The following is a 19,543-nucleotide window of genomic DNA, read 5'->3' on the forward strand; positions in this document are numbered from 1 at the left end:
AGGTAAACAACGCATTACGCGAGTCCGACCGGCGCCAATCTTCCTGGTAGCGTCACGCCGCCGTTCCCCCTGTCGCGAGGTTCAGACGCATGCCGCTGCTGAGTATTGTCCTTCCCGTCTATCGGGTGCAGGCCTACCTTCGGGAATGCCTCGACTCCATCCTCGAGCAGTCGTTCACCGACTTCGAGGTGATCGCGGTCGACGACTGCTCGCCCGACCACAGCGGCGCGATCCTCGACGAGTACGCCGCCCGCGACAGCCGCGTCCGCGTGGTGCACCTGGAGCGGAACGTGGGCCTGGGCGAGGCGCGCAACGCCGGCCTCGGGCACACCGCCGGCGAGTACGTCTGGTTCATCGACAGCGACGACTGGATCGCCCCGGGCGCGCTGGCCGCGGTGGCCGACCGGCTGCGGACGGCCGAGCCCGACGTGCTGGTGGTCGACTACGCGAAGGTGTGGTGGGACACCACGACGAAGCACAGCCGGCTCTCCGCCCTGGTGGCATCGGCGAAGTTCCCGCGCACGTTCACGCTGGCCGAGCACCCGGCCGCGATCCGGATCTTCCACGTCGCCTGGAACAAGATCTACAACCGGGACTTCCTGCTCAAGAACGACATCACCTACCCGACCGGGCTCTACGAGGACGTTCCGGTCGGCTACCCCGTGCTGATGCTGGCCGACCGGATCAGCGTGCTCGAACGGGTCTGTGTCTACTACCGGCAGCGCCGCCGCGGGGCCATCACGTCGACCCCCGGCCGCCGGCACTTCGAGGTGCTCGACCAGTGGGACGCGCTCTTCCAGCGGCTCGACGCGATCGGCGAGCGGGCCGCGCCGTTCCGCCACCTGGTCTTCGAGCGCATGCTCTACCAGTGCCTGCTGGTGCTGGAGAACCCCGAACGGATCGCCCGGGCCGACCGTAAGGAGTTCTTCCGCGCGGTCGCCGCGGCCTACCGCCGGCACGTTCCCGCCGGCTACACGTTCCCCGGCGGCCGGGAGGGGGCCGGGCACCGGATCGTCGCCCGCAACTCGTACGCGCAGTGGCGCACCTTCCGCTCCGGGCTGGACGCGGCCGCGGCAGCCAAGCCCCGCCTGGTCGAGGTGCGCAACGCGGTGCGGCTGCGGACCCGGCTCAACATGCTCTACTACCGGTCCCGGCTGCGCCGGCCCATGGACGAGAACCTGGCCGTCTACTCCGCGTACTGGGGCAAGGGCTACGTGTGCAACCCGCGCGCGGTCTACGAGAAGATGACCGAGCTGGCCCCCGGCGTACGGGGCGTGTGGGAGATCAAGCCGGGTGCGGAGGCCGAGGTGCCGGCCGGCGTCGAGACGGTGACGATCGGCACGAAGGCGCACCTCCGGGCGCTGGCCCAGGCCAAGTACCTGATCACCAACGTCAACTACCGCGGCTGGGTGGTCAAGCGCGACGGCGCGATCCACCTGTCGACCAACCACGGCACCCCGGCCAAGGCGATGGGCGTGGACCAGCTCAAACACCCGTCCGGTCTGGGCGACCTGGACATGGCCGCCCTGCTCGAGCGGAGCGACCGCTGGACCTACAGCGTCAGCCCCAACGCCTACACGAGCGAGATCTGGGAGCGGGCCTACCCGTGCAACTACGAGACGCTCGAAACCGGCTACCCGCGTAACGACGTGCTGGCCACCGCCACCCCGGACGACGTGGCCGCGGCCCGCGAGCGGCTCGGCCTGCGGCCCGGTCAGGTCGCCGTGGCCTACTTGCCGACCTATCGCGACTACGAGTTCGGCAGCGACGCCCTGCTCAACGTGGAGAGTTTCGCCGACCGGCTGCCCGACGGGACGGTGCTGCTGGTGCGGGTGCACCACTTCGATCGCTCGCACGTGCCGGCCGGGCACCCCGGGATCGTCGACCTGAGCGACTACCCGCGGGTCGAGGACATCTACCTGGCGGCCGACATGCTGATCACCGACTACTCGTCGGTCATGTTCGACTACGCGGTGCTCGACCGGCCCATCGCGATCTACGCGGCCGACTGGGACAAGTACCGGGCCACCCGCGGCGCCTACCTCGACGTCTTCGCCGAGGGCCCGGGCGTCGCCACCGACGACGAGAACGAGCTGGCCGGCCTGTTCGTCTCCGGCGCGGTCTCCGGCCCGGCCGCGACCAGCGCCCGTGCGCTGTTCCGCAAGCGCTTCTGCTACCTCGACGACGGCCGCGCATCCGAGCGGGTGGTACGCCGGGTGTTCCTCGACGAACCCGTCCCGCCGGCGCCCGCGGGCCGCGCGGTGCCGGTCATGGCGCCCGAGCCGCTGCCGGAAGTGCACCCCGTCGCGGACGACTCCCCCGCCGTGGCCCTGCCGGCCCAGCGGGACAGGTCGGCGTCGGCGGCGCGCCTGGGGTCGTGAGGCCACGCCGCCCTCTCGTCCGTGCCGCAGGGTGCCGGCATGTCGCGTTGGATCAGGCCCGAGCGCCCCGAGCCGCCGGCCGGGCCGCCGACGATCTGGCCAGCTATCAGACCAGCGTCGCCCGATCGCGGGCGGCCGTGGCCGGGCGCAGCCCCGACGAGGCCAGCCCCGGCGAGGACTACACGCTGCGCTGGATCTACCTGCACATGATCGAGGAGTACGCCCGGCACAACGGGCACGCGGATTTTCTCCGCGAACGCATCGACGGCGAGACGGGCGAGGAGCCACCACGCCGTTACACTTCCGTGACCTGATCACGAGAACTGAGGCGTCAGGAGCCGCATCGCACCAGACAACACAGTCGTGCGAACCATGAACGGGGTTTCAGGTCATGCGTAAGTCTCTCCTGGCCGTTGTCACTGCCACCGCCTGCGCCACCACCCTGCTGAGCGGATGCTCCGGCGGCGTCGAACGAGTCGGCGGCGCGGCGGCGCCGGTGCCCGCGCCCGCCACCTCCACCACGTCGGCCGGCGCCGGCGCCGCCCCTACCACGCCGCCGGCCACCACCGCGACCAGCCCGGCCGGCGCCACCTCCGCGCCGCCCACCAGCCGGCCCCCGGCCCGCCCGGCCAAGGCGTGCCCGGTGACCAACGCCGGCCTGCAGAAGGCGCTGCGCACCAACCCGGACGACGGGGTGTTTCCCGGCTCCACGTTCACCAAGATCGTCTGCTTCCAGGACTACGCGGCCACGACGGTGCCCGAGCGCTCCAACTCCGACGAGTCCTACGTGGTCTGGAAGCACACCGCCGGCACCTGGCGGGTGCTCAGCAGCGGCACCGCCGACATCTGCCCCGGCGTCCCGGCCGACGTCGTCCGCCACTTCCGCGCCGCCCGCTACGGCGCCTGCGGCCGGGCCTAGTCGGTCAGGGCCTCGATCGGGGCGGCCCGGGCCGCCCGACGGCCGGGGAGCACCGAGGCGAGCACCCCGGCCGCCAAGGCCACCGCCGCCACCGTCAGCAGCCGCGGCGGGGACACCGAGAACACCACCGTGCGAAAGTTGACCTCGTCGCTGAGGGCCCGCGTGCCGAGGTAACCGAAGAGGACGCCGGCGGCCGTACCGAGAACCGTGCCGGCCAGGCTGAGCAGGGTCGCCTCGATCGCGAGCATCCATCGCAGCTGGCGGCCCTGCAGCCCGAGCGCACGCAGCAGCGCCGACTCGCGGGCGCGTTCCAGCACCGACAGGCCCAGGGTGTTGCCCACCCCGATCAGCGCGATCAAAACGGCCACGCCCAGCAGCATGAGGGTGACGGTCAGCAGCTTCTCGAGGAACTCCCGGTAGCCGGCCTTCGCCGACAGGCCACCGCCCACCTCGGCGCCGGTGATCGGGGCCACCACCGCCCGCAGCTGGGAGCGGAGGGCGGTGATGTCGGCGTCCGGGCGCGTGCGGGCCCACAGGGTGCCGGCGGGCGCCCGCGCGTCGAGAGCGCGCATGACGTCCGGGCCCACCACCATCGCGTCGGCGGGGGCCAGGTCATGCGCCCTGACCGGTACGGTCACCGAGCCGGACGGACCGGTCAAGGTGACCCGTGTCCCGTCCCGGACGCCCGTGTCGGCCAGCAGGTACGGGTCGGCCAGGACGGTGTTTCGCAACGGCGGCACGGGCACCGGGACCAGGGCCAGCGCGTCCGGGCCGGGGCTGAGCACGACGACGTCGGTGGTGCGCCCGCGCAGGCCGGCCCGGACCCGCGCGGACGGCAGCGCCGCCACCTCGGCGACCCCGGCCACCCCGGCGACGTCGCGGATCGTGCGCTCGGGCAGGGCGCCGCCGAAGACGGAGACCGTCACGTCGATGGGGAACTGCTCGCTCAGGTTGCGTTCCGCGGTGGCCGTCATGCTCGCCGCGCCGACCTGCAGGGTGACCACCAGACCGACGGCCAGCATGAGGGCCGCGGCGGTGGCGGCCGTCCGGCCCGGGTTGCGGACGACGTTCAGGTGGGCCAGCCGGACGGTGGGGCGCCCACGCCGCAGGGCCCGGCCCACGCCGCGCAGCAGCGCCGGCACGATGATCCCGGACGCTGACAGCAGCGCCACCGCCGCCACGAAGGCCCCGCCCACGGTGAACAGCAGAGCGTACGGCCGCTCGCCGGAGCCCCACGCGATGCCGGCCAGCCCGATGCAGCCGAGCAGAGCGGCGGCGGCCGCCCGCAAGCGCGCGAAGCGGCGCTCGGCCGGGCGGTCGGCGACCGGTCGCAGGGCGTCCAGCGGCGCCACCCGCATCGCCTGCCGGGCCGGCACCAGCACCGCGGCCAGGGTCACCGCCACCCCCACCGCGGCCAGTGCGCTCACCTGCCCGACCGGCACGGTCAGCGGGCCGTCCAGCGCGGCCGCGACGACGGCGGCCAGCCCGATTCCGGCCCCCGTGCCCAGCACCGCGCCGGCGACACCGATCGCCGCCGCCTCGGCCAGCAGCGCCCGCAGGATCTGCCACCGCCCGGCCCCCAGCGCGCGCAGCAACCCGATCTGCCTTCGCCGCTGGGCCACCAGCACGACGAACGTGTTGACGATCATGATCGCGCCGACCAGCAGGGCGATCGCGCCGAAGACCAGCAGCATCAGGTGCAGGACGAAGACTCCGCCGGTGGCCTCGCTCATCTTGCGCCGGCCGAACGAGGTCGAGGTCTCCACCCGGTTGTCACCGGCCACCGCGGTCACCTCGGCCGCGAGCCGGGCGGCGGCCACCGAGCCGTCCCCGACGACCAGGATCTCCGTCTGCAGCGAGGTGCGGATGGAGGGGGCACCGGTGTAGTACGAAGGCGCGACGAACGAGCGCTGCGCCAGCCCGGAGAGCAACGAGCCGCTCTCGCGCACCAGACCGGTCACCGTCAGCGTGACCGAGGAGGTGGTGTCGTGCACGGTGACACGGTCACCGAGGCGCAGGTTCAGCTGGCGGGCGGTGGTCGCGCCGAGCGCGATGTCGTCGGGCCCGGCCGGCCAGCGCCCAGCGGTCAGGTCCGTCCAGCGCAGCTTCGCGTTGGCCGGCACGGACTGCTGCTGCACCCACTCCGACGAGCCGCTGACCGAGCCGCGCGACAGGTAGCTGAGGTCAGCTGAGGCGACCCCGGGCACCGCCGCGACCCGATGGGCCAGGGCCGCCTGCGCGCGTGGATCCATGGCCCGCAGCGTCACCACCACGTCGGTCCCGGCGGTGCGTTCGATGACGCCGCGCTCGAGAGCGGTGGTGGTGCCGGCCAGCACCGTCACGGAGGCGACCAGGTAGCCCACGGCCAACACGATCGACACGACCACCGCAACGACCCGCCGCGGATGCTGCCGCAGCTCGGCCAGGGCTATCCGCAGCACAGTCATGACGCCGAGCTCCGCATCTGGTCGAGCACGGCGGCCGCGGTGGGTCGCTCGAGCTCCCGTACGAGCAGGCCGTCGCTGAGCAGCAGCGCCCGGTCGGCGTGGGCGGCGGCGATCGGGTCGTGGGTGACCATGACGACGGTCTGACCGAGCTCGTGGCACGAGCGCCGCAAAAGCTCCAACAGGCCGGCGGCGGTGCTCGAGTCGAGCGCACCGGTCGGCTCGTCGGCGAAGACGACGTCGGGCTCGGTGACCAGGGCCCGGGCGATCGCGACGCGCTGCTGCTGCCCACCCGACAACTCGCCGGGCCGGTGGTCGAGACGATCGCCGAGGCCCAGCGCCGCGACCGTGGCGCCGAGCCGTGCCGGGTCGGCGCGCCGGCCGGCCAGGTCGAGCGGCAACAGGATGTTCTGCCGCGCGGTCAGCGTCGGGACGAGATTGAACGACTGGAAGACGAACCCGATGTGGTCGCGGCGGATCCGGGTGAGCTGCCGGTCGTCCAGCGTCGTCAGGTCGCGGCCGCTCACGTACACGTGCCCGCCGGTGGGCCGGTCCAGCCCGGCCAGGCAGTGCATGAGCGTCGACTTGCCGGACCCGGACGGTCCCATGACGGCGGTGAACGTGCCCCGGGCGAATTCCACGGTGACCCCGCGCAGGGCGGCCACGGCGGTCGGCCCCGTTCCGTAGGTCTTGCTGAGCCCGCGCGCCGAGGCCGGCCGCGACGGGTCCGCAATGGCTGACGTATCGATCATAGGACGACCGTAGAAAGCCGGTGACCTGCGCGGATCCGACTACGGTGGCGAGCTCGGGCCGCGCGCCTGCGACCCTGGTCGCAGACCGGCGTCGAAGGCGAACAGCACCAGGGCGACGCGGTCGCGGCAGTGCAGCTTGGCGAACAGGTTGCCGATGTGCGTCTTGACCGTCGCCTCCGCCATGTGCAGACGCGTCGCGATCTCGGCGTTCGTCGCCCCGGCGGCGATCTCGGTGAGCACCTCGGTCTCGCGGGGGGTCAGGGTGCCGAGCCGCGCGTCCGGCCCGGCCCGGCCGCCCGGCAGCCGGTCGATCAGATACGGCAGCAGCCGCCGGGTGGTGCTCGGGGCGACGACCGCTCCTCCGGCGGCCACCTCACGCACCGCGTTCTGCAGCTCCGCCTGGCGGGCGTCCTTGAGCAGGAAACCCGCCGCCCCCGCGCGCAACGCGGTGAACGCGTACTCGTCGAGGTCGAAGGTGGTGAGGATGAGCACCCGCGCCGGATGGCCGAGCTCGCTGAGCGCCCGGGTCGCCTCGACGCCGTCCATGACCGGCATCCGGACGTCCATCAGCACCACGTCCGCGCCCAGGCCGCGCAGGGCGTCGACGGCGGCCCGGCCGTCCCCGGCCTCCCCCACCACGACCAGGTCGTCGCAGGACTCGAGCATCATCCTGAGCCCGTCGCGGACCAGTCGCTGGTCGTCGGCGATGAACACGCGCAGGCTCATCCGGGCGCCGCCCCCGGGCCGGGCAGCGGCAGCACGGCCCGCACCTCGAAGCCGCCCCCGGGCCGGGGCGCGGCGGTCAGCAGGCCCTCGTGCAGCTGGACCCGCTCGCGCATGGCGATCAGGCCGGTGCCGCGTCCCGCCGGGTCCGGGAAGCCGCCGCGGCCGTCGTCGGTGACGCTCACCAGCACCTCGCGGGCATCGATGTGCACCCGTACCTCCACTCGTGCGGCGGGGCCCGCGTGGCGGAGCACGTTGGTCAGGCTCTCCTGGACGAGCCGGTAGATCGTCAGCGCGGCCAGCGGACCTACCCGTTCCCGGTCGCCGGCCAGCCGCAGCCGGGCTCGCCCGTCGAGGCGCGACACCAGCTCCCCGAGGTCGCCGAGGCCGGGCGCGGGTCGATGGGGGGCCGGGACGGTCCGGCCGTCGGCGCGCAGCACGGCGACCAGCTCGCGCAATTCGTCGAGGGCCCCGCGGGACGCGTCCGCGATGACGGCGAGGATGTCGGGCGCGCGCTCCGGCTTCTTCGCGGTGACCGCCCGGCCGCCCTCGGCCTGCACCGCGATGACCGCCAGGGAGTGCGCCACGATGTCGTGCACCTCGCGGGCCAGCGCGGTGCGTTCCTCAGCGGCCGCCGCCAGCAGGACGCTTTCCCGCTCGGCGAGCGCGCGCTCAGCCGTCTCGCGGGCCCGGCGCCCGGCGACGTAGAAGGCCACGACCACCCCCGCGTACGCCGCGATCGTCGTAGCCCAGGCCCCGGCGGTCGGGTTCACCAGGCCGGGCGCGAACCACCGGACGGGGCCGATCACCGAGCCGGCCAGGCCGACGGCCAGAGCCGTACGGGCGTCGGCCGGACCGGACCACCGCGCCAGGCTGTACAGCACGACCGGAACGGCGATGATCGACGCGTTGGGGCCGTCCAGCATGGTCACGTGCAACGCGGCCGCACCCGTCAACGCCACCAGCGCGAGCCGGGGGCGCACGCGGCGCACCGCCAGCGGCGCGCACATCGCCGCGGTGACCAGCAGCGCCACCACCGACGGCCAGGCGGAGGCAGCACACAGCACGGCGACGCCGAACGCGGACGCGCCGTCGCGGAGCAGGATCGACTGAACTGAACCGGGCATGGCGACCTCACGATAGCCAGCGGCGGCTCTCCCGGCATCCGACTGCGGTCGCAGATCCGGCCGGCGGGGCGGGCTACGTCTCGGCCCGTACGGCGACGGTGCCGGTCACCCCGATGAGGAAGGGCACGGTGATGTGCTCGACCACGCAACGCCTCGTCCGACCCCGGCGACGCCGCCCGGCTCCGTCGGCTCACCAGGGAACTCCTGGCGGCCAGAGTTGGCCGGGCGGCGTCGGCCGGTCAGGCGCGAGCCTTCTCCCACATGACCGTGTACGCCTCGGCCCCGCTGAGCAGCTGGCGGCGCAGCTGGGCGGCGTCCGGGCCGGCCTGGTTGATCAGGTCGGTGATCCAGTCGGCGTACAGGCCGTACTGGGCCACGCCGTCGGTGTTGAGGTCGAAGGTGCGCGAGCCGTAGACCTGCTTGGTCACCCGGGTGCCGTTGGTGGCGGTGAACGGGTAGACCAGCGGGCGGGATGCGGCGTCCTGACGCGGGGCGGCCTGCGTGCCCAGCCCGTTGACGTCGGTGCCGACCCCGTAGCCGGTGATCTTCGAGCCGTTGGCCAGGCCGGTGTTGGTGCGCCACTCCTCGAGGAAGGTGTGGGTGTCCTGGCCGTCGGGGGTGGCTGCGAACGCGTACCCGGCGACGAACCCGCCGACCCCGAGCATCCGGTTGATCATCGAGGGGTCGGACCAGCTGTGCACCGACGCGACGCCCGGGTAGTTGGCCTGCTGGGCCAGGTCGAGCACGGCCGAGGCGGCCTTCACGCTCATGTGGTCGATGTGGATGATCATGCCGCGGTCCATCATCCGCTCGATCAGGTAGCGGCCGAGGTCGGTCAGCCCGCGGACGTTGCAGATCTTGCCGCTCGGGTAGACCGGCAGGATCGCCCCGGCCGGCAGGTTCACCCCGAGCTGCAGCAGCCGGGCGAAGTCGTCGCTGACGATCGGCTGCTCGTTGTCGGAGGGGCCGGTGCAGGAGGTCGCCTGCCACCAGTGCCCGGTGGAGATCAGGTTGCCGACGTTGACCGCGGCGCCGGTGACACCCTCGTCGAAGCGGGTGCCGCCGAACGCGTTGTCGAACTTGTGCACGGGATAGAGACCGCTGACGCCGATGGCGGCCAGTTCGTCGAGGCCCGCGTCGATCTGAGCCTTGGTGCACTGCGGGACGTCGTTGACCTCGCGGCAGCCGAAGATCTCGGAGTTCTCCACGCCGATGGTGACCGCCAGCTTGCCCTGGGCGGCGATCTGACGCACCTGGGCCGGGGTGGTGGCCAGCCGGAACCAGCCCTTGCCGGGGCCGCCGCTGCGGGCGTCCACATAGTCCTGCATCTTGCGCAGATAGGTGGCCTGGGCCCGGATCTGGTCCATCTCGTCGCACGAGGTGTGCTCGAGGGTGAGCCCGCAGATCACCCGGTTGGCCACCAGCAGCACGTTGAGCACCCGCTGCCCGGACTGCCAGGAGCGTTCCAGGCTGCGGAAGTACGAGGCCTCGTGCAGCATCGTGTCGTACTGCGGCCAATCGCCGAACGTGGGCCAGCCGTCCTCGGCCGAGTTGATCGGGTCGGTGCCCGCGATGATCGCCTCGAGCAGCGCGCCCCAGCCGAGCGTCGCGTGCGACGGGCAGCCCTTGAGCGCGACGGGGGCGCCGCCCGGAGCGTACGCGTCGCCGCAGTGCAGCGAGCCGCCGAACGCCTCGCCCGCGGTGATGTGCGCGTGGGCGTCGATCCAGCCGACCAGCTTGCCGCCGGCGTCGACACCGGGGGCCGGGGTGCCGCTGACGCCGGTGGCGATGTCGGGCACGGCGGCGCAGCCGGTGGCCGGGGCCAGCGCGACTGTCGAGTTGCTGTTGCCCGCGCCGAGCCCGCCGAGGTGGACGCCCAGCTGCTGACCGGTCGCGGTGGAGACGAAACGGTACTTGCCGTCGGCGGCACTCACCGTCCAGTCGGCCCTGTCCCCGTACGCGTCACCGGCCCACACCCAGCCCACGACGGTCTGATAGGGCGGTTTGCCGGTGGAGTCGCGCAGCAGGTAGCGCCCGAGCTGGGTGGCCTCGAACCGGAACGGCTCGGCGGCCGACGCGGTGCCGGTGAAGCCGTAGCCGACGGAGTCACGCCGGACGTAGCCCTTCGACGTCGTGCCGTCGAAGACCTGAAGCGTCGCGCACAGACCTTCCAGATCCTGCGCGGGGCTCCAGGCCGGGGCCGCGGAGGCGGGCGCGGGCGCCGCCCCGACCAGCCCCGCCACCAGTAAGGCCGCCGCCAGTTTGCGCCATCTCGCCACCGGGGAACTCCCTCCGATCGATCACCGTCGGGCGAGTGTAAGAAGAGTCACACGCTATTCATAGATGTAAATGTGAAATTTTCTCTCAGCCGCACTGTCGCCTGGGCCGGCTGGCGCGTTCGGGCACGGCGCCACGGCCGATCGCCCGCTCGACGGGGCAACTGGCGGATCAGGGGGTCAGGCGACGGCGATCGCGTCGAAGGCGGACCAGCCGCCCTCCTTGAGCAGCGAGCCGTCCTCACTGCGCAGGACCGTGTGGGCGCCCTGCACCTCGAACAGGCCGGAGTCACCGGCCGGGGTCAGCTTCCAGGCCTGGGTGGCGTCACCCGGCCGGCACGGCTGCATGCGCAGCACGGTCTCGCGCACGTCGGTGAGGCAGGCCGGCGCCCCGGCCGCGGGCACCTTGGGCGTGGCCACGATCTGGACCTGGTTCTCGTTGGCGTCGGAGCGTTTGCGGACCCGGGCCGGCTTCATGGTCATCCGGGTCGACTCGGTGACCCCGGTGCCGGTCAGGTCGACCGACCCGTCCGGGTGCGAGCGCAGGTGGTGGGAGCCGCCCGCGTCGGCGGTCAGGGTGATGACGACCGGGACGCCGAGGGCGACGCCCAGGTTCTTCAGCCCCGACACGTCCGCGTCGACGAGCTTCGGGCCGGTGGGCGCAGCCGTCGTCGGCTTCGGCTCGGACGCTGTGGACGGTTTCGGCGACGCGGAGGCCGGCGGCTCCCCGCGGTCGACGAAGGTGAACCGGTCGGCGTACCGGGCGTCACCGGTCTCCTCGACCGTCGAGCGCTTGGCCCGGTCGTCCCAGAGCACGAACCCGTACGCGTTGCCGAAGCTGTAGGCGGGCCTCCCGGCGGCGTCCCGGCCCGCCTCGACGAGAGAGAACAGCGTGGCCTTGGTCGGGGTGCAGGTCGTGCCGACCAGCGGCGAGATGGTCACGCTGGGATCGATCTTGACGCCGAGGCAGACCGGCGGGCCGGCGTACCCCTCGTTGGTCAGCGACTGGATCATGTAGTCGACGCCCACCGGCTCCAGCACGAACTGCGACCGGGAGCCCGTGCCGTCCGAGAGCTCCACCTCGGCCGGGGCGTCCTCCAGCATGAAGAACCGGCCGGTCTCCCCGAGCTGCAGCGAGAAGCGGCGGTCGCCGGCCAGGATCGCGGTCAGCGGGTCGACCGGGGCCGGGGCCGGGCCCGACGACACGGCCGGGCCGGTCGAGCCGGTTGCCTGGTTGGCGCTGAGCAGGTGCCCACCGATCAGGCCGGCTGTCAGCAGCGTGGCCAGGACCACCCCGGCCACCGCCCAGCGGCGCACCCGGCTGCCGGGCCTGCGGTGCGGCGCCGGGTCCTCGACGACGTCGTCCGGCGCAGGCATGGGCGGAGTCGCCGCCGGCGCCGGCCGGAACCCCGCCCGGGCCGGCCCGTCCAGCAGCAGGTCGAGCAGCTCACGCGCGGTCGGCCGGTCCTGCGGATACTTGGCCAGCGCGGCCTCGACCACACTGCGCAGCGGCTCCGGCACGCCCGAGGTGTCCGGCGGCTGGGTCAGGATGCGCATCGCGGTCACGGTGGGCGACTCGCCCGCGAACGGGGTGTGACTGGTGGCCGCGTAGGTGACGACCGCGCCCCACGCGAAGACGTCGACGGCCGTGGTCACCTCGGCGCCGAAGGCGGGGTCGAGGCGCTCCGGCGCCATGTAGGCCACCGTGCCGACCATCTGGTCGGTGCTGGTGTGCCGGCTGGTCGCCTCGAAGGCCCGGGCGATGCCGAAGTCGATCACCTTGATGCCGCCCAGCGCGAACAGCACGTTGCCCGGCTTGAGGTCGCGGTGGATGACCCCGGCGCCGTGGATCGCGGTCAGCGCGGTGGCGACGCCCACGGCCACACCCTGCAGGGCGGCCCCGGAGAGCGGACCCCGTTCCCCCACGTACGCGGTCAGGGACGGACCGTCGACGTATTCGACCACCAGGTACGGCGGGTCGTGATCGGGCGCGGCGTCGAGCACCGCGGCGGTCGAGAACGGCGGCACCTGCCGGGCCCGGCTGACCTCGCTGCGGAACCGGCCGCGGAACTCGGGGTCGTCGGCGAACTCGGGCCGGATCACCTTGATCGCAACCAGGCGCTCGTCGGGCGCACGCGCCACGAAGACGCTGCCCATGCCCCCCTGGCCGAGCCGGCCGAGCAGCTCATAGGCGCCGAGCCGGGTGGGGTCGCCGGGACGCAACGGCATGCTCATGATGTGGTCAGAGCCTGTTCTGTCAGCGGACCCGGCGAAGACTACCGAGGCCCCGCCACAGCAGCAAACGGACCACCCCGTCCCGGCCGCACGGATCGGCGGGGTGCACGAGGGAAGATCGACAGTAATAATTACCTCAAAGTTGACCAGTGGTAAAAAAGTTTGTTCACATCCATTGACTGGCGTCGACGGCCGCCGTGATGCTGTGGGCCATCCCCATCCCCTGTCCCCCGAGGATGTCCCTGATGGCCCATGCCCTGATACGCCGCACGCTCCACGCCGCAGCCGCCGCCGTCGTCGCCGCTACCGGGCTCGTCGCGGCCGGCGCCACCACGGCCACGCCCGCCCGGGCCGCTGTCACCTGCGGCGTGCTGTTCGACGATTTCTCGTACGCCTCCGCGTCCGACCCGGCGCTGGCCCAGCGCGGCTGGCACATCCGCACCAGTGCGGGCGGCCCGGGCGTGCCCGGCGCCACCTGGTCGGCCGGCAACGTCTCGTTCCCCACGGTCGACGGGCAGACGGTCGCCCGCCTGCAGGCCACCACCAACGGCACCGGCGCGGGCACCACGCACGCCGAGATGTCGCTGCCGGACCGGCGGTTCTTCGAGGGCACCTACTTCGCCCGGATCAAGTTCGCCGACACCCCCGTCTCCGGCAACGACGGCGACCTGGTCAACCAGACCTTCTACACGATCTCGCCGCTGCGCTACGCGATGGACCCGATCTACAGCGAGCTCGACTTCAGCGAATACCTGCCCAACGGCGGCTGGGGCGCGACCGGGCCCACCAACTTCCAGACCACCTGGTACACCTACCAGCCCGATCCGTGGGTGCAGGACCGGCAGTACAGCAGCCAGAGCCGCAGCATCGCGGGCTGGCGGGACGTCATGGCCACGGTGTCCGGCGGCGAGGTCCGCTACTACATCGACGGCCAGCTCGTCGGCACCCACGGCGGCAAGTTCTACCCCCGGCAGAACATGTCGATCGACTTCAACCAGTGGTTCATCGACCTGACCGGGCACAGCGGCGGCACCAGCGTCTGGCACGAGAACGTCGACTACGTGTTCCACGCCAAGAAGCAGGTGCTCACCCCGGCCCAGGCCACCGCCCGGGTCAACGCGTTCCGCGCGGCCGGCACCCGGCACACCGACAACGTGACCGCGGACAACAGCTGCACGCCGGCTGAAACCCCGCCCCCGGCCGGCGGCACGACCCGGATCGCCAGCAACTGGAACAACAAGTGCATCGACGTGCCGAACTGGAACTTCGCCGACCGGCAGCGCGTGCACGTGTGGGACTGCACCGACGGCACCAACCAGAAGTGGCAGTTCGTCGACGGCACCGTGCGCACCGAGAACAACAAGTGCCTGGACGTCGCGGACGCCGCCACCCACGACGGCGCGGCCGTGCAGATCTACACCTGCAACGGCACCGCGGCCCAGCAGTTCGTGCTGAGCGCGGCCGGCGACCTGGTCAACCCGCAGGCCGGCAAGTGCGTGGACATCGCCGAGTGGAACCCGGACAACGGCGCCGTCCTCCACTTGTGGACCTGTGTCGGTGGCGCCAACCAGAAGTGGCGCCGCGCCTGACGCTGTCCCGGGACCTGCCCGGGATCCCGCTGCCCTCGATCTGACAAGGCCGGGGGCAGCCCCGCGGTCACGGCTGTGTTTGCCTGGAGCCACCTGGCTCGTCCGTTCTCCGTCGTGGCGACCCGGCTGACCGGCATCTCCTTCTTCACCCCGCCGCTGCCGGCCACCGCGCCGCGCACCAGCAAGGTGCTGTTCGTGGGCCAGCAGGGTCTGAGTCCCTGGACGGGCTACTCGTTCGCGATCGGCGCCAACGGCACGTTGACCGAGGTGAGCCGGACCGACCACGCCTCGGTGGGCTCCGACCTCTGGGACGCGGCCCTCGACCCGACCGACGAGACCGTGTACACCGCGAGCGGCACACCGTACGCCGCGCAGTCGTTCGTGACGGCCGACCTGACCAAGGCCGGCCGCACGTACGACACCGGCACGGGCCCGAACGCGATCGAGCTGAACCCCGGCGGCACGCGCCTCGCCGTGGGCAGCGACGCCCCGTACGAGCCCGACGTCTTCGTCTTCGCGGCGACCGGCACCGCGATGACCCGGTTCGAGCTCGGCACCGGCCTGCAGCCGGGGGCCCTGGCCTGGGCCCCGGACGGCCCGTGCCGGCCCGGCGCGGGCGGCGGTCCTCCCCACGGCGTCCGGCCAGGCCCTATGATCCCGCTCAGCGGCTCGATCAGGTGGGGGCACACGTGACGATCTCCGACGACATGACGGTCACATCCGGACCCGCGTACGAATCCTGTTGCTCACTCTGGAACGGCGCCGTCGAGCACCGTCCGTCCGCAGTGGTGCGGTGCACCTCGACGGCCGACGTGCAGGCCGGTGTCCGCGCCGCGGCGGAGGCCGGCCTGGCCCTCTCGGTGCGCGGCGGCGGCCACGGCTGGACCGGCTCGGCGCTGGCCGCCGGCGGGCTCACCCTCGATCTGTCCGGCCTGCGCGGGGTGACCGTCGACGCGCCGGCCGGCCTCGCCGAGCTGCGGGGCGGCGCGACGGCCGCGGATCTGGTGGCCGCGATCGCGCCGTACGGCTACGTCGCCGCGACCGGCACGGCGGGCGCCGTCGGCATGGTGGGCCTGAGCCTGGCCGGCGGTTACGGCCCGCTCTCGGGCCGGTTCGGGCTGGCCGCCGACAACGTGCTGGGGGCCGAGGTCGTGCTGGCCGACGGCACGGTGATCGACACCGGTGACGACCCGGAGCTGCTGTGGGCGCTGCGTGGCGGTGGCCCCAACTTCGGTGTGGTCACCACGCTGCGTGTCCGGCTGCACCGGGTGCCCGCACTGATCGGCGGCATGATTCTGTTCCCCTGGGCGCAGGCGTCCTCGGTGCTCACCGCGCTCGGCGAGCAGATGCTGGCCGCCCCCGACGAGCTGACGATCCAGTGCGGCGTCTTCACCGGGCCGGACGGCCGGCCCGCGGCGTTCGCCGCCCCGGTCTGGTGCGGCGACCCGCAAGCGGGCGAGAGGGTGCTGGCCGCGGTGGCCGCGGCCGGTGACCCGCTGATGGTTCAGGTCGGGCCGGCGTCGCAGGCCCAGATGCAGGCGGGCATCGACGCCCTGTTCCCGTTCGGCCGCCATGTCGAGATCCGGCCACGCAACCTGCCGGGTCTGACGCCCGCCGCAGTCGCCGCGATCGTCGCGGCCGGCGAGTCCGCGACCTCGCCGCTGTGCTCCGTCTCGGTGCATTCGCTGCACGGCGCCCCCACTCGTACGGCGGTTGCGGACACCGCTTTCGCCGTGCGCCGGCCCCACGTGATGATCGAGAACATCGCGATGTGGGAGGCGGGCGACCCCGACGCCGGCAGCCATCGCCGATGGGCCCGCCACGTGTCCGAGACGCTGCGGCCCGACGCGTTGCCGGGCGGCTACGTCAACCTGCTGGCCGACGACGAGACCGACCAGATCGCCCACGCGTACGGCCCGAACCGCGAGCGGCTGCTGGCGGTCAAGCGGCGGTACGACCCGGCGGGCACGTTCCGCGCGACCCCGCTGCCCGTCTGAGCCTCAGGAGGCCTTCACGGCGTCCAGAACGGGTCGCGGCCGATGAAGCCGAGCAGCCGGGTCTGCGCGCCGGCGCCGGCCGGCACGGGGACGCGGGGACCGTACTGGCCGGAGTTGCGGATCAGCTCCTCCATCGGCTCCATCCCGGTCACCAGCAGCTCCGCGTAGTCCGCGTCGAGCCGGTCGTCCTGGCCGGTGGCGCGGGCCAGATCCCACGTGTGCATGAAGACATCACTGGTGTAGAAGCGGTCGATCGCCTGGTCCAGCGGCAGCTCACCGGTGTGCGGGTTGGTGAACCGGCGCGACGGGGCGGCCGGATCGTCCAGCACCGCCTGCACCCCGCCGGCGTGGGTCTGCCAGGCCGCGACCGGGTCCTCGTCGGCGCCGGGCCCGCGCGGCAGCTGGATGCCGGTGCCCCCGGCCAGGAAACCGGGGAACCACTCCACGAGGTGGCGCACCACGTCGCGGGCGGTCCAGCCGGGCACCGGCGCGGGGGCGTCCCACGCCTTGGTGGCGCGGACCCGCTCGGTGAACGTGCCCGCGATCGTGCGGTGCCGCTCGGCGGCGGTCAGGTCAGCCAGCGTCATTGCTCAGCATCCTCTCCAGTTTGCGATATCCGTCCTGCAGGCCGACCTCCATGCCGCTCTTCAGCCAGCTGTCGCGGGACTCGAAGCTGTCGACCAGCGACTGCGTGCGCAGCCGGGTGCGGCCCTCGCCCAGTTCGTCGAACCACAGCGTGTTCAGGGCCACCCCGTCGGGATCGCCCTCGTACGTGAAGGTCTGCACCAGCCGGTCGGGACGGATCTCGTGGAAGCAGCCGCGGAAGGCCCACTCCTCGCCGTCGCGCACCGACACGTACCGGAAACTTCCCCCCGTACGGGCATCCCAGTGCTCGACGCGGGTCTGCAGGGTGTCGGGGCCGATCCAGCGGGCGAACAGCTCGGGCTCCGTGTGCGCCCGCAGCAGCCGCGCCGGGGAGGCCCGGAACTCGCGGGTGATCCGGATGATCGGCAGATGCGGGTCCGCCTCGATGTGCGTCATGGGCCGGGCTCCTCGTCCTCCATCTCGGCCAGCACCCGGTCGAGGCGCTGGTAGCGTTCTTCGGCCCGGCGCCGGGCCTGCTCGAGCCAGCCGTCCATCAGGTCCAGCGACCCCAGCTCGAGGCGCACCGAGCGCGGCTGCGGTCCCGCGGGCCGGCTCACCACGCCCGCCTCCTCCAGCACCCGCAGATGCTTGTAGACCGCTTGCAGACTCATCGCGTACGGCTCGGCGAGCTGGTTGACCGTGGCGTCGCCGGCCGACAGCCGGGCCACGATGTCGCGCCGGGTCGGATCGGCCAGGGCGGCGAACGTCCGGGACAGCGTGTCGACGAGCATCGCGGTCCTTTCAACTCAGTGGTTGAAAGACAAGCTAGCCGGGCCGAGGTGACGGCGCAACCGGTTACCCGCTTTAATCTGCGCATGCCCCACGCGCCGTCCCTGACTGATCTGATCGGCCGCTACCTGCCGGCGGCCACCGAGGCGTGCCCGACGTTCACCGAGAACTCGCTGTTCGAGCCGATCATCGACGGCGTCACGTACTTCACCGAACTGGCCGGGCAGATGGCCGCCCTGGGCCCCGGCGACGCCGTCTACATCGCCAGCTACCAGGCCGACCCGCAGCTCGACCTGACCGGGCGGGTGCCCGGCGAGGCGGGCTACCGGCCGTTCACCGACGTGCTCGCGGAGAAGGCGGCCAACGGCACCGACGTACGGATCGTGCTCAGCGCGGCCGAGTTCTCCGGGGGCATCCCGTGGCTGCCGTTCGGGCCGTTCCGGGCCAACACCCTGGCCGCGCGGGTGATCCGGGCCTGGAAGCCGTCGGGGAGCGACGACGCGGGGACCCCGCTGGAGGACCGGGTGCTGCTCGACTGGTCCGGCCCGATCCTCGGCTCCAACCACCAGAAGCTGGTCGTGTTCCGCCACGGGGGCGTCCTCACCGCGTACGTGGGGGGTCTGGACCTGTCACCGAGCCGGTTCGACCACTCGCCGCACCACCGCCTGCGGCTCGGCGCCCACCGGTGGGGCTGGCACGACGCGGCGGCCCGCCTGCACGGCCCGGCCGCCGTACGGGTCTGGGAGACCTTCCAGTTCCGCTGGCAGAACAGCGCCGCCCTGCCGCCGCGCCGGATCGCCAAGAACCTGCCGCCGGAATACTTCCACCTGCCCAGCGGTGAACTGACCGAACTCAACCCGGTCAACCCGCCGCTCGACCTGCCCCCGGTGCCGCCCCAGCCGGAGCATCCCGCCGAGGGCACGGCGGTGCAGGTGGTGCGCTCGTACCGGCCGTGGATGCTCTACCGCCACCGCGGACTGCGCCGTCTGCGCCGGGCCAACGTCGTGCGGGCCGGCATCCAGGAGATCTACCACTCGATGACCACCGCCATCGAGGCCGCCGACCGCTACATCTACCTGGAGGACCAGTACTTCCACGAGGCCCCCGGCGGCGACCCGCGCTTCCAGCTGTACGGCCGGTTGCGCGCCGCGGCCCGGCGCGGCGTCAAAATCATCCTGATCGGTTCCGGCCGCAAAGACCCGGCCGACGGCGGCGACAGCACCGTCCACCCGGTGATCACCCACGACCTGCGGTGGCGGGTGCTGGCCCGGCTGCCCGTGACCGCCCGCCGCAACGTGGTCATGTACCGCGTCGACAACCTGACCGTGCACACCAAGCTGATGCTGGTCGACGACGTGTTCGCCAGCATCGGCTCGGCCAACTTCTTCAGCCGCTCGATGGTCGGCACCGACAGCGAGATCACGTCCACGTTCGTCACCACCGGTCCGGCCGTGCGCGACCTGCGGGTCCGGCTCTGGGCCGAGCACCTGCGCACCCCGCTGCCCGACGAGCTCACCCCGGCCCTGGCCGACCTGGACACCGCCCTGGGCATCTGGCGCCGGGAGTGGCTGCCGGCCGGGCACCCGCCGGAGACGTGGCGCCGGCCGGGCCTGCCGACCGGCTTCGCGCCGGCGGAGTGGGCCCTGACCCCGGCCCGCTACTCCTCCGCCGTGCTCCGCCGCGAGAAGCGGGGACGCTAGTCAGCGGCGGACCGAGCAGGAGCAGG

General features: G+C 72.8%; 16 protein-coding genes. 7 read left to right on the plus strand and 9 right to left on the minus strand.

Translation table 11 applies throughout. The features are described 5' to 3' along the window. Positions 1 to 89: 89 nt before the first annotated feature. From BKA14_RS15440 to BKA14_RS15450, 3 genes are all read left to right on the plus strand, one after another. Entirely contained in the window at positions 90 to 2,381 is a 2,292-nt protein-coding gene (locus BKA14_RS15440) for a bifunctional glycosyltransferase/CDP-glycerol:glycerophosphate glycerophosphotransferase (RefSeq protein WP_184951625.1), read from the plus strand. A gap of 47 nt (positions 2,382 to 2,428) precedes the next feature. Beyond that, positions 2,429 to 2,695, plus strand: a complete 267-nt coding sequence (locus tag BKA14_RS15445; protein WP_221477272.1) for a mycothiol transferase — start codon at positions 2,429 to 2,431, stop codon at positions 2,693 to 2,695. Between the two features lie 77 nt (positions 2,696 to 2,772). Further along, entirely contained in the window at positions 2,773 to 3,300 is a 528-nt protein-coding gene (locus tag BKA14_RS15450) for a hypothetical protein (RefSeq protein ID WP_184951626.1), read from the plus strand. Here BKA14_RS15450 and BKA14_RS15455 read toward each other — a convergent pair. From BKA14_RS15455 to BKA14_RS15480, 6 genes are all read right to left on the minus strand, one after another. Continuing rightward, complete coding sequence (locus BKA14_RS15455; RefSeq protein ID WP_184951627.1) at positions 3,297 to 5,747, minus strand: FtsX-like permease family protein; 2,451 nt, start codon at positions 5,745 to 5,747, stop codon at positions 3,297 to 3,299. The genes BKA14_RS15450 and BKA14_RS15455 overlap by 4 nt on opposite strands. Next, a complete protein-coding gene (locus BKA14_RS15460) occupies positions 5,744 to 6,496 on the minus strand; it encodes an ABC transporter ATP-binding protein (RefSeq protein ID WP_184951628.1) in 753 nt (250 codons plus the stop codon). The genes BKA14_RS15455 and BKA14_RS15460 overlap by 4 nt, the downstream gene beginning before the upstream one ends. Before the next feature lie 39 nt (positions 6,497 to 6,535). Next, entirely contained in the window at positions 6,536 to 7,222 is a 687-nt protein-coding gene (locus BKA14_RS15465) for a response regulator transcription factor (RefSeq protein WP_184951629.1), read from the minus strand. Next, positions 7,219 to 8,346, minus strand: coding sequence for a sensor histidine kinase (locus tag BKA14_RS15470; RefSeq protein ID WP_184951630.1), 1,128 nt, complete (start codon positions 8,344 to 8,346; stop codon positions 7,219 to 7,221). The genes BKA14_RS15465 and BKA14_RS15470 overlap by 4 nt, the downstream gene beginning before the upstream one ends. Before the next feature lie 239 nt (positions 8,347 to 8,585). Continuing rightward, the gene (locus BKA14_RS15475; RefSeq protein ID WP_184951631.1) at positions 8,586 to 10,625 is read right to left on the minus strand and encodes an amidohydrolase family protein; all 2,040 of its coding nucleotides are present in this window, start codon (positions 10,623 to 10,625) and stop codon (positions 8,586 to 8,588) included. A gap of 177 nt (positions 10,626 to 10,802) precedes the next feature. Then, positions 10,803 to 12,857 carry a serine/threonine-protein kinase gene (locus BKA14_RS15480; protein WP_184951632.1) on the minus strand — a complete coding sequence of 685 codons (2,055 nt, stop codon included), beginning with the start codon at positions 12,855 to 12,857 and terminating at the stop codon, positions 10,803 to 10,805. Positions 12,858 to 13,102: 245 nt separating this feature from the next. Between BKA14_RS15480 and BKA14_RS15485 the strand changes: the two genes are divergently transcribed. From BKA14_RS15485 to BKA14_RS15495, 3 genes are all read left to right on the plus strand, one after another. Next, positions 13,103 to 14,446 (plus strand): ricin-type beta-trefoil lectin domain protein, encoded by a 1,344-nt coding sequence (locus tag BKA14_RS15485; protein ID WP_184951633.1) that lies wholly within the window; start codon positions 13,103 to 13,105, stop codon positions 14,444 to 14,446. Positions 14,447 to 14,560: 114 nt separating this feature from the next. Beyond that, positions 14,561 to 15,139: a YncE family protein gene (locus BKA14_RS15490; protein WP_184951634.1), complete on the plus strand. Its 579-nt coding sequence runs from the start codon at positions 14,561 to 14,563 to the stop codon at positions 15,137 to 15,139. Further along, positions 15,136 to 16,443 carry an FAD-binding oxidoreductase gene (locus tag BKA14_RS15495; protein ID WP_221477273.1) on the plus strand — a complete coding sequence of 436 codons (1,308 nt, stop codon included), beginning with the start codon at positions 15,136 to 15,138 and terminating at the stop codon, positions 16,441 to 16,443. The genes BKA14_RS15490 and BKA14_RS15495 overlap by 4 nt, the downstream gene beginning before the upstream one ends. 14 nt (positions 16,444 to 16,457) lie before the next feature. Here BKA14_RS15495 and BKA14_RS15500 read toward each other — a convergent pair whose 3' ends face one another. The 3 genes from BKA14_RS15500 to BKA14_RS15510 are packed head-to-tail and all read right to left on the minus strand — an operon-like array spanning position 16,458 to position 17,819. Continuing rightward, the gene (locus tag BKA14_RS15500) at positions 16,458 to 17,030 is read right to left on the minus strand and encodes a TIGR03086 family metal-binding protein (protein WP_184951635.1); all 573 of its coding nucleotides are present in this window, start codon (positions 17,028 to 17,030) and stop codon (positions 16,458 to 16,460) included. Further along, positions 17,017 to 17,484 (minus strand): SRPBCC family protein, encoded by a 468-nt coding sequence (locus BKA14_RS15505; protein ID WP_184951636.1) that lies wholly within the window; start codon positions 17,482 to 17,484, stop codon positions 17,017 to 17,019. Before BKA14_RS15505 ends, BKA14_RS15500 begins: the two co-directional genes overlap by 14 nt. Then, positions 17,481 to 17,819, minus strand: a complete 339-nt coding sequence (locus BKA14_RS15510; RefSeq protein ID WP_184951637.1) for an ArsR/SmtB family transcription factor — start codon at positions 17,817 to 17,819, stop codon at positions 17,481 to 17,483. Before BKA14_RS15510 ends, BKA14_RS15505 begins: the two co-directional genes overlap by 4 nt. 84 nt (positions 17,820 to 17,903) lie before the next feature. Between BKA14_RS15510 and BKA14_RS15515 the strand changes: the two genes are divergently transcribed. Beyond that, positions 17,904 to 19,517: a phospholipase D-like domain-containing protein gene (locus BKA14_RS15515; RefSeq protein WP_184951638.1), complete on the plus strand. Its 1,614-nt coding sequence runs from the start codon at positions 17,904 to 17,906 to the stop codon at positions 19,515 to 19,517. Positions 19,518 to 19,543 lie beyond the last annotated feature (26 nt).

It is taken from the genome of Paractinoplanes abujensis, assembly GCF_014204895.1.
GTDB lineage: Bacteria > Actinomycetota > Actinomycetes > Mycobacteriales > Micromonosporaceae > Actinoplanes > Actinoplanes abujensis.